The organism is Candidatus Moraniibacteriota bacterium, from assembly GCA_016699385.1.
Taxonomy (GTDB): domain Bacteria; phylum Patescibacteriota; class Minisyncoccia; order Moranbacterales; family UBA1568.
In genome coordinates this window covers 987,978-1,001,528 of sequence record CP064974.1, presented here as the reverse complement: position 1 = coordinate 1,001,528, position 13,551 = coordinate 987,978, and the positions used below count along the sequence as shown (strand labels likewise).

Sequence of the window (13,551 nt, the reverse complement as noted above, 5' to 3'; positions counted from 1 at the left end):
GCGACCGACGTTTATCCATCAATAGCTACTTGCCGTTTCAACAATTACCTCTTTCGGCAGACTTCGAACCATACGATATATAGGCTGAAGCGATCGCTCTCGAAACATGAGAATAACCATACACTCATCACCTCTTGGAATCGCCAGAGCAAGTGTGTACATACTTTGATGCGTAAGCCTTCCGTTTTCATGACTTAATCTTCTCAATCCACTGAATCCAAAAAGGCGTGTATCAACTCCCTTGAAATTTAAAGGAGATGCACTTTGCTTACTCGTCGTCGCACTGTAGAGCATTTCATCATTATGAACAATCGGAAAATCCCTCTGCTCAAGGTCGCTACACCAACACCAAGACAACTCCTTAACCCGAGGACTCATTCCAAATGGGACAAAGCTTCCGTGAAACAGGAATATGTGAGCATGAGGCAAAAGCTTCTTGTTTGGTATACAAATCCAAAAATGTTGCGAGGATCCTATACCTTTTATCCAGCACTTCTCCCCGGAATACTCGATTTCACTTTCCTGTCTTCGCAGCTGATCCCCATGAAAAAGCGTCCACACCGGAACCCAATTTTTATTCATCACATCACCTCCGCCCAAAAGGGCAATAGTTCAGCTCCCATAGCGAGTTTTCAATCGCACTTCATGGGTCGATTGATCTTCCACCGACTTCTCTCGTGATACAGAGAAAATGCGATCAGCGACATCTTTCGGTGTATCCCAAGAAAACACCCAGATCTCTGCCCCGAAAAACCGCGCATAGACACCCCTATCCAATTTTTTCGCCTCCGCAATCTGTTCGACAGCCCATTCATGTCATGCAGACTTTTCATTTCAATATCCTCCAATACATTTTTAAGAAAGGCAAACATCCCCGCCAGCCTGTAGACAAATCCTCGAAAATAAATCCCCGAGGGAGTACCATCTATCGTTCCATACATCCGCTTTGTTAATGTACTCCCTACCAAGACCTCAAAGAACGACACTCCACAATAACGCGGAATTCGTATTCCGTCAAGAATGAATACCTTATATCTTGAAGAAGAAGCCTTCACTACTTGATAATCCTTCAATCAAGTGAAAGTTTTCACACACCATCGGATTCATACTCACTGCTTCCAAAACTTTTCTTTGATTTTCGCTCAGGATTGTTTCGGCCATAAAAGCAGAGTGAGGTAATTTTTTTGTTCGGATCCAAAGTCATTTTGCTCCAATACTTCCGAAATTCTTTTTAATCGATTCGTTCTCCGCCCAGACCAAAATTCACCAAATGCTCAAGACGCCACAGCGCGTATTGCTCCGGATCTTTTTTGAGTTCAGCGATATCGGTTGACCAGTTCTGCATAGCTTGATTGTAGCGCAATAAAGGGAAAACAGCAAAGAAAATTCCCTCGACGAAGTCCTCTGTGTCGTGCATCCGTAAAGATTTGGAAAGATTTTGAGAAAGAAAAAAGCAAATATTCTTATTTTGGATAGAATATTCGCTTTTAACAAGAAGTTAGAAATTGTTCAAAATTACGTAGAGATTAGTTGGTCAAACACCTTTTGGAGCAACTGATCATCCCTATTAAATGTTCGAACAAATGTCCCTTTTGTATCACCGTGATTAAACCGTATGACAGCTTTTTCTTCCGGAGTGAATTCTCCATGCTGAAGCGCATATGCGAGAGCTTGTGGCGAAAGTACACGATCTGGGTATTTGCCACGCTTATATTGCTCAAAACAGGAACGACCCAGTGCTTTTAATCGAATGTCCAGTTGCTCACGAACGTATCGTTCCTTAACGATATCATTTTTGAGTAAGCATTTCAGAATATTTGCGGAGTCGCTATCCCAACTCATCTGAAATATGCGATCACCACATAAATTGATCCTATTCACAGACGACAGTACTGCGCCACGAATAGCCTGCCTTATTTCACGAGCACTCATCTCACCACCTCCTTTCGTAAAACTTTGAAAGACGAGACACATCCCCGCCAGCCTGTAGACAAATCCTCGAAAATAAATCCCCGAGGGAAGGAACGGTGTCGAGGAATGGAAGAGCCGAAACCCTTCCACCCGATCTGGGCGAAAGCTCCCAAGATTGAGGACAAAAGATAGAAGCCCCCAATTGTCTACAGACGGGCGAGTCTGTTGTGCTGTGCTGGTACTACGCACATCGACATTGGAAAGTGCGCAGCGCCATATACAAGCGATTACTCCTACTATATTGTCAACGAGCAGAAACACAGCGGAACTGGCAATGTTAGCATGGCTTTTATTTTTTGTCAACAGGGGGTATACTGGCGTGAAATACGCATTTATGACTCTTACCTCTTCCACTGCCAAGGCCGACGATCCCGTGCTCGATACAACACTCCGCCCACAGGGCTTCAGCGAGTATATCGGGCAAGAAAAGATCAAACGAAACCTCGGCATATTTATCGAGGCAGCACGCAAACGCGGCGACCCTGTGGAGCACGTGCTCTTCTATGGTCCGGCTGGCCTGGGCAAGACAACACTCTCTCATATCATCGCCAAAGAAATGGGCGTCGGGATGAAAGTGACGAGCGGTCCCGCAATTGAGCGTGTCGGAGACCTCGGCTCAATCCTCACAAACCTCGAAAATGGCGACGTGCTCTTCATCGACGAAATTCACCGTCTCAACAAACTCATCGAAGAAGTTCTCTACCCGGCAATGGAAGACTACAAGCTCGATATCATCATCGGGAAGGGTCCCTCAGCGCGCACCATCCAGCTCGACTTGCCCAAGTTCACCCTGATCGGCGCAACCACTCGGCTCGGCTCCATTTCCAATCCGCTTCGCAATCGCTTCGGCTCCGTACATCGCCTCGAATTTTATACCGAGGAAGAGATAACTCGCATCCTCACGCGATCGAGTCGCATCCTTGATATTGGCATCGACCCCTCCGGCGCAGAGCGGATTGCCCAGGCAAGCCGACACACCCCTCGAGTTGCCAATCGTCTCCTCAAACGCGTCCGCGACTACGCGCAAACTCGAGATGTCGAAATCATCACTCGAGACGTCGCTATTGAGGCGCTCAGTCTTCTCGAGATAGACCATCTTGGACTCGAGCCGACCGACCGACACATTCTCTCTACATTGATTGACAAATTTTCCGGCGGTCCCGTCGGCGTCCAAACCATCGCCGCCGCAACGAGCGAAGAGCGCGAAACCATTGAGGACGTCTACGAACCCTTCCTCATCCAGCTCGGACTCCTCACCCGCACCCCCCGCGGCCGAGTCGCGACACCAGAAGCCTACACGCACCTTGGTAAAACTCCCCCCGAAGAACATGCAAAGAAACTCTTGTAGTCCCTTGAATAGCACCTTATATCTGAATCGCTTCTTTTTCTCTTTGTTTACGATTTACAAGAGTAAATTTGTGGGAGTGATTTCAAAAAGCGAGAGTGAGTTAAAAAAATTTAACGCCCCTTTTCCACTTCGTGATATAATACACTCATGAAACTTTTTGTCGGACCATTCTACGCGCTCTTCATGCTCGGCATACTCTTTGCGAGTTTTTTCATCGTGTTTCACTTGGCAAATTATTCCGTCAACCGTCGCGTCTCGAGAATCACTATTCTTGTCTTCTGTGTTGGCATGGCTATACTCCTTTTCGTCAATGTCGCTCTTTTTCTTTCCACTCCTTTCGATACCATCAGCTCCCTCATACCATCCCTTCCCAACACAACGGGGAGCTCATTCTAAGAACCTGTTAAAAATATCAAAAAGCCATTGCTTTTTCACTGTTTTTCAGAAAGATAGCCTTTCTTAACGGACTCTAGCTCTCTATACTTCCAGCGCATTCTCTTTCAAATTCCTTCTTCCCGCTTCTATGATGACACCCAACAAAGAACTCACACGCTCATGTTCCTTCGAGGGGCAGGATGCTGATGAAGAAATCCTCTACGTGATTCATCGTCACTGGTTCAACATCTTCGTGCAATTTATTCCCTTTATAATCGGGCTTTTCGTCGTTCTCAGTACCTTTGTATTCTTTTCCTTCATTTATCCCGATGCATTTGTCACCATCGACAGGAGACTCTTCGCCTTCGTCGAGAGCATGCTTCTCATTTTCCTCTGGCTCTTCGCGTTTCTTATCTGGATCGACTACTACCTCGACGTCTGGATTATCACCACCAAACGCATCGTGAACATCGAACAAAAAGGACTTTTCGTCCGATCCATGAGCGAGCTCTACCTCTTCCGCGTTCAAGACACCACAAGTGAAGTGAAAGGGTTCTTCCCTTCCATGCTCAACTACGGCGACGTCTTCATCCAATCCGCCGGGGAACAAGAACGCTTCCAGTTTCACAAAATTCCCGATCCTTACGGCGTCAAAGACACCATCATGGACATGGCGCGCGACACTCACCAGGAAGAAATCGAGTTCATGGAAGAAAACTTCCAGCACCAAGGTTCGCAGAAAAAATCCGTCGGAAAAAAAGAAATAGCCCCGACATCATAGTTCATTCCTCCTCACCCGCTTCTCATGCTATATTCCTCATGCTCATTCCCTCGTTCTTGAAAAAATAGAGGGAAGCGGGTACACTGCTCGCCAGTAGAAATTCCCTAACGAGCAACCTATGTCAGGACATTCACACTGGGCGGGCATCAAACATCGCAAAGGCGTAAACGACGCCAAGCGCGCCAAGGTATTCACCAAACTCGCCCGTCCCATCACGATTGCAGCACGCGAAGGTGGTGGCAATCCGACTACCAATTTCAAACTTCGCCTCGCCATCGACAAAGCGCGCGAGTACAACATGCCCAAAGAGAACATCGATCGTGCCATACAACGCGGTGCCGGAGGTGATAAGGATGGCGTACAGATAGACGAGCTCCTCTACGAAGCACTCCTGCCATGCCGGCAGGTAGGCGGCCCCGGCAATATCGCCCTCATCATCAAAGCATCGAGCGAGAATCGTAATCGCACCGTGAGCGAAATAAAGAGCATCCTTACCAAAAATAATGGGAAATTCGTCCCAACCGGATCCGTATCATTCCTCTTTCAGGAAGTTGGCGAAATCGCCATTGAAATCCCCGAAGAGAAACTTGAAGCCGCCGAGCTCGATGCCATAGAAGCTGGCGCACTCGATACCGAATATGATCAGCAAGAAGGCGTTCTCTTCATATACACCGCTATTTCAGACCTTCAGTCGACACAAGAATCCCTCGCGCAGGAAAAGTATACTATCGCTTCATCGGCAATTGTCCATCGCCCAACAGAAAGAATCACCCTCTCCGATGACGACCGCGCGAGTTATGAATCCCTCCTTGAGAAACTCAATGACCACGACGATGTGGATATTGTCTATGATAACGCGCAATAAAATTTCCCTAGAAATCCCCCCATTATGCGCATTCTCGGCATCGATCCTGGAACAGCAACGGTTGGATGGGGCGTTCTCGATGTGAGTGGAGGTGTCATAACCGCCATAGCCTACGGACATATCTCGACCAGTGCAACACTTCCACTCTCCGAACGTATCGCCGAAATCGCCAGCGACCTCCGAGAAATTTCGAAGAAATATTCCCCTGAAGAAGCCTCCGTCGAAAAGATATTTTTCTTCAAGAATCAGAAAACAGTCATCGATGTGAGTCAAGCCCGCGGAGCCATACTCTTGACGCTTGAGACCCTGGGCATTAGGCTATCTGAGTACACACCGCTCCAGGTCAAACAATCCCTCACAGGCTACGGACGCGCGGAGAAAAAACAAATGCAAATCATGATCAAGAGTATCTTGAAGCTCGCAAAGATTCCCAAGCCCGATGACGTCGCCGACGCCCTTGCCCTTGCCCTCTGTCATGCCAACAGCAGAACGTACCAAAATATGCTCAAAGAAAACAAGCAGAGTTAAAAACTCCCAGTCATGCCATCTTCACGCCTTCGCGGGAATGATGAAGCGTTTGAAATTTTTCATTTGAACCTATGTCTCTCCACCCTCTCTTTCTCAACTTCATCGACCAGGGAGTTCCCATCGATACAATTCGGTACATACTCATGTTCCCACTCATCGTCACACTCGTCGCCTTTTTCCGACAAGTCGTCGGTATCAAGGCATTTGGCATCTACACGCCATCAATTGTCACCTTTGCCTTTCTTGCATTTGATCCGGGCGGACTCAAATACGGCATCGCCATCTTTGTGAGCATCATCTTAATTGGCATGCTCTCGCGACTCCTCCTCCGAAGACTCCGCCTCCTCTATCTCCCGCGCGTCGCGATTACCCTCACTATCGTCGCCATCGTTATCCTTGGCATACTCGTTGCCGGCGGTTACCTCCATCGCACCGGACTCGCTTCCGTCTCTATCTTTCCGCTCCTCATCATGATTACCCTGGTCGAGAAATTTGTCGCCACGCAAATCGAAAAAGGTGACAAAACCGCACTCATTCTCGCCACCGAGACGCTCTTTATCTCTCTCATCGGGTATTTCCTCGCGCGCTCTCAGGTACTTGCAAGTATCCTCCTCCTCTCACCCTGGATTGTCCTCCTCACGATTCCGGTCAATATTTTCCTCGGTCGATGGAGAGGATTACGTCTTTCGGAATACCTGCGGTTTTCGAAATTGTTGAAATCATAGGAAATGTCTATGTTCCACTTTCTCGAAGCCTGGAAAAGAAGTCGGGATATTCTCGGCATGAATGCACGCAATCTCGACTATCTGCGCCCTTACAACAAGCGCCGAGCAAAGCGTCTCGCCGACGACAAAATGGCGTGCAAGCGACTCCTCACCAAGCATGAGCTCCCTGTTCCCGCCCTCCTTGCTCGTATCAAAGATGCACACGAGATCGAGAATTTCGACTGGTCATCCCTTCCTGGGAGCTTTGCCCTAAAGCCAAATCACGGCTTTGGCGGCGAAGGAATCATCGTCGTCTATGGGAAGAAAAAGGATACCGAGCACACCTGGATCAAGGCAGACGGATCCCTTGTTACAATTGAAGATTTGAAAACACATATCCGAAATATTCTCGATGGTTCCTTTTCACTCGCAAATATCCCCGACTCCGCATTCTTTGAAGAGCGACTGAAACTCCTCAAACTTTTCAAGCCATACACCTTCAAGGGCGTCCCTGATATTCGCATCGTCATCTACAACAAGGTGCCCGTCATGGCGATGCTCCGCCTCCCAACCAAAGAGTCCGGCGGACGCGCCAACCTCCAACAGGGCGCAATCGGCGTCGGCATAGACCTCGCCTCCGGGACAACAACAACCGCCGTCTGGGGCAAGAATCGCATCATCGAGAACATCCCCGGCACCCGACTTGTCCTCTCTGGTATCCGCATCCCCTATTGGAAAGATATCCTCAAAATGGCGATCGAAGCACAGCAAGTCTCCGGACTCGGATTCCTCGGCGCTGACGTCGCTATCGATCGCGATCGCGGCCCAGTCTTCCTCGAACTAAATGCTCGCCCGGGACTCTCGATACAAGTCGCCAACCTTGATGGACTAAAAGGTCGACTCGAGCGCGTCTCAGGACTCACCATCAAAACCGTCGAGAAGGGTTTACGTATGGGCATGGATCTCTTCGGTGGCGAGATTGAAGAAGAACTTGAGGAAATCTCCGGCAAGAAAATCATTGGCACCGTAGAAAAAGTGAAACTCATCGGCAAAAACGGCAAAGAAATAGAAGTTGAAGCAAAAATAGACACCGGCGCCGACTCCACCTCGATTGATACCGAGCTTGCACGAGAGTTGGGATTTGGGGAAACTGTGGATGGCTATCAGAGTGCGCAAAAAACATGGGGGAACCTCTCTGCACTCGACCGTGAAACACGATGGAAAATGTTCGAGGGAATTCCGAATGTTGTTTCATCTGTCCCAGTAAAGTCTTCGCATGGCACCACGTATCGAATTAAGATAGAAATACAAGTTGTCATAAATTCGTTTGTTATCCTCACAAAAGTTACCCTCATCGACCGTTCGGAATTAGACTATCCCGTTATTATTGGAAAAAAGAATCTACGGAAGTTTTTAGTGGACGTAACGAAATAAAAAATCATTCTATGTCTCCAAGGGAAGTCACGAAGTCTATTCAACAAAAAGTTCTGAAAACTTATTGCGATAACATGGAATCGCTTTCAAAAGCCAAGCAGTTCCACTTCAACTCGAGATTATTTCTATGGACACAAGAGTCCTGCTATGAGAAAAGATTAATTTCTTTAAAAGATTTTTTTCTTGAAAACATTGAAGAAATCCTAGAGAACGTAAAGAACCCTGTTGCAGAACACTCAAGAAGATTTCTACATCAAAGACAATTCGCGCTCGAAAAATATCCTTGGATTACCCAATACAATGCGCTACTTTTCAAGTGGTTATTTCTAAAGACCATTTTTAGAGTTGACATCCGAGAGAGAGTTCTTCTTGCGATACCTAAAGATATCCTTCAATTCTATGCAAAGACACTTCTCAATGATCCTCATTCACTCATAGCACTCTCTACACTCGGTATAAATTTCCTCTACCTTACCAGGGGAATCTTGCAAGATTCTACACTGTTTCACCCTGAAAATCTCCTTCATATCGCCGAGAAACACTATCCTGATACAAACGAATACGCCGAACTAAGTCTTTACTATTTCACACACTGCATTATTGGAGAGTCAGAATTCTACAACAAAAAACCCCTACAAGAAAACACCGATATATACCAATCCATAATTTACTTGTGTGAGGAAATTCTTGAGAAGCATTTCCCTATAATATCTTTAGACAACAAAGTAGAATTTCTTGTTGCAGCAAAGCTCTGTCAAACACAGTCAGCTCTCCTCAAAGCAATACAGGAAGAATGTGTTGAAAATTTCTCTAAAAAATTAGGATACATACGTGACTTGAGAAGGGCAACAAAAACAGAAAGCCTTTCCAGTGAAGAGCACCGAAATGTTCTTTACATAATGTCTAATTTGGAATTTACAGCACATTCTTCATAAAACTTCAGAGAAATTTTCTATGAGAAAAGTACTCCTCCTCTTCGGGAAAAGCAATTGGGAAAATAAAGTTCCGTTTAACGATAGGGGGCGCCAATATTCTTACGAACTATTCTATTCTCTCTGCAAGCAGGGAGGAATTCAGATGTACCGCGCATCCTACCAGTGGTATGATTACAAGAAAAATATATTCCGTCACGCATGGACATACGAAGATAATCAATGGAAACGTGTCCACGACATAATTCCGGATATTATCTACGACAAGACAAGAAGTCATGCAGAATCATCCTACAAAAAAGAATCTATCGGAATGCACTATTCCTTCATAAACGATTTGCACTTTACTCGAATAATTGATGATAAATTTCTTTCCAGTTTACTCTTCCAGGAATGGAGCAAGAAAAGCATACTCGTTAGAAATCCGACAGAGCTTCAAAAAAATATTTCCGAAATTACAACAGAAAAAGTTGTATTAAAACCGATAAACGAAAGCGGAGGAAAAGGGATTCAAATTTTTGAAAAAGAAAATGCAAAAGACATATCATTTTCAGGTGAACATATCATTCAAGATTTTATAGATTCCTCCCATGGCGTGCCGAACATATCATCAAAAATGCATGATTTCCGTATAATTCTCGTTAACGATGCCATAATATACGCCTATATACGTGAGCCAAAATCTGGGAGCTTTCTTGCTAATCTCGCTCAAGGAGGGAGTTTAAGGATTATTCACAACAAGGATATTCCTCAATCAGTCCGTCCGATTATTGATAGAGCACAATCAATCTTTTCATCATTTCAACCAAAGATTTATACAATCGACATCATGTTCGACAAAAACAGATTCCCATGGATTGTTGAACTCAACTCCATGCCTGGTCTCTATTTCACGCCCGAAGAAAGACCCAGTATGGAAAAAATGTATCACGCGCTTTTAGCAGTCTTTCAAGAGAAACTCTCCTCACTCTAACTCCTTGAATCTACCTTCTTTTCGCGCTACAATAGAGACATAAATGGCGAAGTGTTGCAATGCATTGAGCCATGAGTAAGCCGTTTTCCGGCGAACAATGGAACATTTGAAATCCATCCTCCGGGATGTGAAAGACGCGTGGCGACGTCTGCGAGAAAATCCAGACTCATTTCCTTCCCGACTCGCAGACTCATCTGTCGGGCGCTGGTGTGCGCGCATGACACATCGACAGGGCACATCAACACTTTCCCGAGGACCCCTTGGCACCATAAACCTTCCAACAGACGCCATGAAGAAATCCTCATTCTCTTCATCGCCGAAGAAAAAATCCGGATTCTGGAAATGGGCTCTCCGAATTTTCCTCGGGCTTTTCATTGTGGGCATACTGTCTGTTGTTGGTGTATTTGCATATTTCGCCAAAGATTTGCCTAGCCCCGGTAAGGTGAATACGCGTTTCATTGCCGAGTCGACCAAGATCTTCGACCGCACCGGCACACACCTCCTCTACGAAGTGCACGGTGAAGAGAAGCGCACTATCATACCTTTCTCCGAAATGCCGGCGGCTGTTCGAGCAGCAACCATCACCCTCGAAGATCAAGATTTCTATTCTCATCACGGCATCAAGTTCTCCTCCATCATGCGGGCAGTCTTCAAGGACTTTGTCGGGGGTGGCGCTCAGCAGGGTGGATCCACTATCACACAGCAATTCGTCAAGAATTCTCTCCTCACTCCCGAGAAAACATTCACACGCAAAATACGAGAGGCAATACTTTCCGTCGAAATGGAACAGAAATTCTCGAAAGACGAGATTCTCGCCATGTATCTCAATGAAATTCCCTATGGCTCAAATGCCTATGGACTCGAAGCAGCAGCACAAACATTTTTTGGGAAAAATGCGAAAGACCTCACACTCGACGAATCCGCCCTCATCGCCTCCCTCCCCAATGCGCCAACCTACTATTCCCCTTACGGCTCACATCTCGAGGAACTGAAGGCGCGACAAGCGAAAGCACTCACAACCATGGCAAGTCTTGGCTATATCACTGCCGATGAAGCTACTGAAGCAAAATCAATAGACACGCTTCAGAAACTCACTGCTCAGCGCGAACAAATTGCCGCGCCGCACTTCGTAATGTATGTAAAAGAATATCTCGCCAAACACTACGGCGATGACCAGATTGAACAAGGTGGACTCAAAGTGACAACGACACTCGACTGGGAAAAACAACAGGCAGCGGAGCAAGCGGTATCCGAAGGCGCCGAAAAGAACCTCCGCTATAATGCCGAAAATGCCTCCCTCGTCGCCATCGATCCCAAGACCGGGCAAATTCTTGCAATGGTCGGCTCGAAGAACTATTTCGACACCAAGATTGATGGGCAGGTAAATGTCGCCATCCGAGATCGCCAACCGGGATCGTCCTTCAAACCCTATGTCTATCTCGACGCTTTCACCAAAGGCTATGTCCCTGAAACCGTAATCTACGATGTACCAACAAATTTCTCTACCGAAGACGGCAAATCCTATGAACCGCAAAATTACGACGGAACATTTCACGGACCACTACCCCTCATGAAAGCGCTCGGCGGATCACTCAATGTCCCCGCTGTCAAAGTGCTCTACTTGGTCGGCGTCAAAGATGCTATTACGCTCGCAAAAAACCTCGGTATCACCACCCTCAATCAGCCCGAACGCTACGGACTCTCCCTTGTCTTGGGTGGTGGCGAAGTCAAACTCCTCGATCATGTGAATGCCTATGCCACTCTCGCAACCGGTGGCGTCAAGCACGAGAAAACCGCGATACTGAAGATTGAAAATTCCAAAGGCGAAGTGCAAGAAGAATACAAAGACTCACCCGGCGAACGTATTGTCGCAGAGAAATTCGTTGCCATGCTCGACTCCGTACTCTCGAAGAATGAAAACCGCGCGTGGGTTTTCGGTGAGAACAATCCGCTCCGCTCCGACAATCGTCCTATGGTAGCGAAGACCGGCACCACCAATGAATGGCGCGACGCCTGGACAATTGGCTATACTCCCTCACTCGCCGCCGGCGTCTGGGCGGGCAACAATGACAATTCCCCGATGAAGCCTGGCTCCGACGGCTCCTATGTCGCCTCTCCCATCTGGCGATCCTTCATGGATAAAGCACTCGAAAATACTGCTGTCGAAGAGTTTCCCAAATATAATCCCGATGACGAAATTGCCCCACGAGATAAAAATGGTGATCTCAAGGACACCTCAAAAGATGCACCTACTGTTCCAGATTCAACAGTCGTCGAAAATACCCCTCTTCCAACTCCAGACACTACCAATGAAACAACCAATGATCCACTCGATCCGCATTTCCCAAAGATTACCAAACCCCTCCTCGGCGGATGGATTGAGAAGAAAGAAGGTGTAAAGGTCTGCGAGATTCCAAAGAGCAGCAACCTCTGCCTCGCAAGCGATGCCTGCCCTGAGAAAGAGCAATTCAAACGAGACTTCATTAGTCCGCACGACATCCTCGCCTATGTAGACCGAAGCGACCCGCGCGGTCCCATCCCCGACAAGCCTGAACGCGACCCGCAATACAAAGCATGGGACAAGGCTGCCGAAGATTGGTATGGCAAGGACAAGAAAGTCATCTTCGAAAGCCCTCCGACAGAGAAATGTTCCGAGGAAGATTTCGTTTCGAAATTCGGTCCGGAAGTCTCGCTCTCAGTTCCAAGCGAAACATCCTCCGCATCACTCTCCATCTCAGCCAAAGGCGATGCACCATACGGCATTGATTTGCTCGAGATATATGTCGATGGCGACAAGGTTGACTCCGCCGGTGGCAATTCACTCTCCACCACCTACGCCATCCCTGATGGGAAACTCGGCAGCACTCTCTCCATCGAAGCCCGCCTCAAAGACAAACTTGGCAACGAAGTAAAAACCTCAAAAGATGTAAAAACCAGCGCCCTGCCAGCAACACCGTAGTTACCTGAAAAAACAACCCCCTTCGGAATTTCGAAGGGGGTTTTGGATTCAATCAAAGTCTCTTGGTCTCAGTCCGGCATCTTACTCCATCTTTTTGAACGTTCGTCGAATCATCTCCGCAAAATCTTCTGAGCCTGCATGCATACGCTCAAGCAATTCTTCATCTGTCGGCTCCTCACAATCTTGTATATCTCCTCTAGAGTCATGCATTCTTCTCTCGATATCTACCGCACACCAATCGTAAGATTTCCCAATGCTCTCGTGCGATGATTTGCCAGAAAAAAGCCATGGAACAAGATGCGAGAGATCATCACTAACATCCGAAGAAGAGAATTGATACATCAAGCCTTGTAAATCCCGTCGGACATCCTTGTAATCCATATTCAAAATGCCAGGATAAAGCGTCTCTAGTCCGAAGCATTGAGTCAGAACATTTGCAACCCGTTCTATCACCTCTTGCTCAATTAACTTCCTCGATTCTTCGGAGAGAGCGATAATACCCTCCTCGGAAGTCGCCTGTCGCAATGCAACGAGCAACAAAAGCAAAAGCTCTCCACAGGCTATCTGCCGATCAGGTTCTGAAATATCTTCCAGCGACTGTAGCAGTGCAACTTTTTCATTCAAGCTCATGGTCATGAAACACCTCCACTGACTGAAATCTTTCAAAAGAACTCCTGTACA

The 13,551-nt window shown here is 47.0% G+C and carries 14 protein-coding genes; 10 read left to right on the top strand and 4 right to left on the bottom strand.

Annotated features, from left to right (window positions below; genetic code table 11):
- Positions 1-18: 18 nt before the first annotated feature.
- The 3 genes from IPJ67_04900 to IPJ67_04890 all read right to left on the bottom strand — a co-directional run bounded on the left by IPJ67_04900 (position 19) and on the right by IPJ67_04890 (position 2,232).
- Positions 19-582, bottom strand: a complete 564-nt coding sequence (locus IPJ67_04900) for a hypothetical protein (GenBank protein ID QQR77435.1) — start codon at positions 580-582, stop codon at positions 19-21.
- Between the two features lie 649 nt (positions 583-1,231).
- Entirely contained in the window at positions 1,232-1,417 is a 186-nt protein-coding gene (locus IPJ67_04895; GenBank protein QQR77434.1) for a hypothetical protein, read from the bottom strand.
- 98 nt (positions 1,418-1,515) lie between these two features.
- Positions 1,516-2,232: a hypothetical protein gene (locus IPJ67_04890; GenBank protein ID QQR77433.1), complete on the bottom strand. Its 717-nt coding sequence runs from the start codon at positions 2,230-2,232 to the stop codon at positions 1,516-1,518.
- Between the two features lie 73 nt (positions 2,233-2,305).
- Between IPJ67_04890 and ruvB the strand changes: the two genes are divergently transcribed.
- The 10 genes from ruvB (at position 2,306) to IPJ67_04840 (ending at position 12,870) form a co-directional block, all read left to right on the top strand.
- Positions 2,306-3,319 (top strand): Holliday junction branch migration DNA helicase RuvB, encoded by a 1,014-nt coding sequence (gene ruvB, locus IPJ67_04885; protein ID QQR77432.1) that lies wholly within the window; start codon positions 2,306-2,308, stop codon positions 3,317-3,319.
- A 147-nt stretch (positions 3,320-3,466) separates the two neighbouring features.
- On the top strand, positions 3,467-3,715 hold the full coding sequence (locus IPJ67_04880; protein ID QQR77431.1) for a hypothetical protein: 249 nt from the start codon (positions 3,467-3,469) through the stop codon (positions 3,713-3,715).
- 127 nt (positions 3,716-3,842) lie between these two features.
- On the top strand, positions 3,843-4,475 hold the full coding sequence (locus IPJ67_04875; protein ID QQR77430.1) for a PH domain-containing protein: 633 nt from the start codon (positions 3,843-3,845) through the stop codon (positions 4,473-4,475).
- Positions 4,476-4,593: 118 nt separating this feature from the next.
- Positions 4,594-5,340: a YebC/PmpR family DNA-binding transcriptional regulator gene (locus IPJ67_04870; protein ID QQR77429.1), complete on the top strand. Its 747-nt coding sequence runs from the start codon at positions 4,594-4,596 to the stop codon at positions 5,338-5,340.
- Between the two features lie 24 nt (positions 5,341-5,364).
- The gene (gene ruvC, locus IPJ67_04865) at positions 5,365-5,868 is read left to right on the top strand and encodes a crossover junction endodeoxyribonuclease RuvC (GenBank protein QQR77428.1); all 504 of its coding nucleotides are present in this window, start codon (positions 5,365-5,367) and stop codon (positions 5,866-5,868) included.
- A gap of 71 nt (positions 5,869-5,939) precedes the next feature.
- Positions 5,940-6,593 carry a hypothetical protein gene (locus IPJ67_04860; protein QQR77427.1) on the top strand — a complete coding sequence of 218 codons (654 nt, stop codon included), beginning with the start codon at positions 5,940-5,942 and terminating at the stop codon, positions 6,591-6,593.
- Positions 6,594-6,602: 9 nt separating this feature from the next.
- On the top strand, positions 6,603-8,006 hold the full coding sequence (locus IPJ67_04855) for an ATP-dependent zinc protease (GenBank protein ID QQR77426.1): 1,404 nt from the start codon (positions 6,603-6,605) through the stop codon (positions 8,004-8,006).
- An 11-nt stretch (positions 8,007-8,017) separates the two neighbouring features.
- A complete protein-coding gene (locus IPJ67_04850; protein ID QQR77425.1) occupies positions 8,018-8,941 on the top strand; it encodes a hypothetical protein in 924 nt (307 codons plus the stop codon).
- A 19-nt stretch (positions 8,942-8,960) separates the two neighbouring features.
- Complete coding sequence (locus tag IPJ67_04845; protein QQR77424.1) at positions 8,961-9,911, top strand: ATP-grasp domain-containing protein; 951 nt, start codon at positions 8,961-8,963, stop codon at positions 9,909-9,911.
- Between the two features lie 97 nt (positions 9,912-10,008).
- On the top strand, positions 10,009-12,870 hold the full coding sequence (locus tag IPJ67_04840) for a PBP1A family penicillin-binding protein (GenBank protein ID QQR77423.1): 2,862 nt from the start codon (positions 10,009-10,011) through the stop codon (positions 12,868-12,870).
- Between the two features lie 81 nt (positions 12,871-12,951).
- Here IPJ67_04840 and IPJ67_04835 read toward each other — a convergent pair whose 3' ends face one another.
- A complete protein-coding gene (locus IPJ67_04835; protein ID QQR77422.1) occupies positions 12,952-13,506 on the bottom strand; it encodes a hypothetical protein in 555 nt (184 codons plus the stop codon).
- Positions 13,507-13,551 lie beyond the last annotated feature (45 nt).

Excerpts from the sequence above, each read along its gene's own strand:
- IPJ67_04900 (QQR77435.1), bottom strand. The coding sequence starts at position 582 with ATGAATAAAAATTGGGTTCCGGTGTGGACGCTTTTTCATGGGGATCAG.
- IPJ67_04895 (QQR77434.1), bottom strand. The coding sequence starts at position 1,417 with ATGCACGACACAGAGGACTTCGTCGAGGGAATTTTCTTTGCTGTTTTC.
- ruvB (QQR77432.1), top strand. The coding sequence starts at position 2,306 with ATGACTCTTACCTCTTCCACTGCCAAGGCCGACGATCCCGTGCTCGAT.
- IPJ67_04880 (QQR77431.1), top strand. The coding sequence starts at position 3,467 with ATGAAACTTTTTGTCGGACCATTCTACGCGCTCTTCATGCTCGGCATA.
- IPJ67_04875 (QQR77430.1), top strand. The coding sequence starts at position 3,843 with ATGATGACACCCAACAAAGAACTCACACGCTCATGTTCCTTCGAGGGG.
- IPJ67_04870 (QQR77429.1), top strand. The coding sequence starts at position 4,594 with ATGTCAGGACATTCACACTGGGCGGGCATCAAACATCGCAAAGGCGTA.
- ruvC (QQR77428.1), top strand. The coding sequence starts at position 5,365 with ATGCGCATTCTCGGCATCGATCCTGGAACAGCAACGGTTGGATGGGGC.
- IPJ67_04860 (QQR77427.1), top strand. The coding sequence starts at position 5,940 with ATGTCTCTCCACCCTCTCTTTCTCAACTTCATCGACCAGGGAGTTCCC.
- IPJ67_04855 (QQR77426.1), top strand. The coding sequence starts at position 6,603 with ATGTTCCACTTTCTCGAAGCCTGGAAAAGAAGTCGGGATATTCTCGGC.
- IPJ67_04850 (QQR77425.1), top strand. The coding sequence starts at position 8,018 with ATGTCTCCAAGGGAAGTCACGAAGTCTATTCAACAAAAAGTTCTGAAA.
- IPJ67_04845 (QQR77424.1), top strand. The coding sequence starts at position 8,961 with ATGAGAAAAGTACTCCTCCTCTTCGGGAAAAGCAATTGGGAAAATAAA.
- IPJ67_04840 (QQR77423.1), top strand. The coding sequence starts at position 10,009 with ATGGAACATTTGAAATCCATCCTCCGGGATGTGAAAGACGCGTGGCGA.
- IPJ67_04835 (QQR77422.1), bottom strand. The coding sequence starts at position 13,506 with ATGACCATGAGCTTGAATGAAAAAGTTGCACTGCTACAGTCGCTGGAA.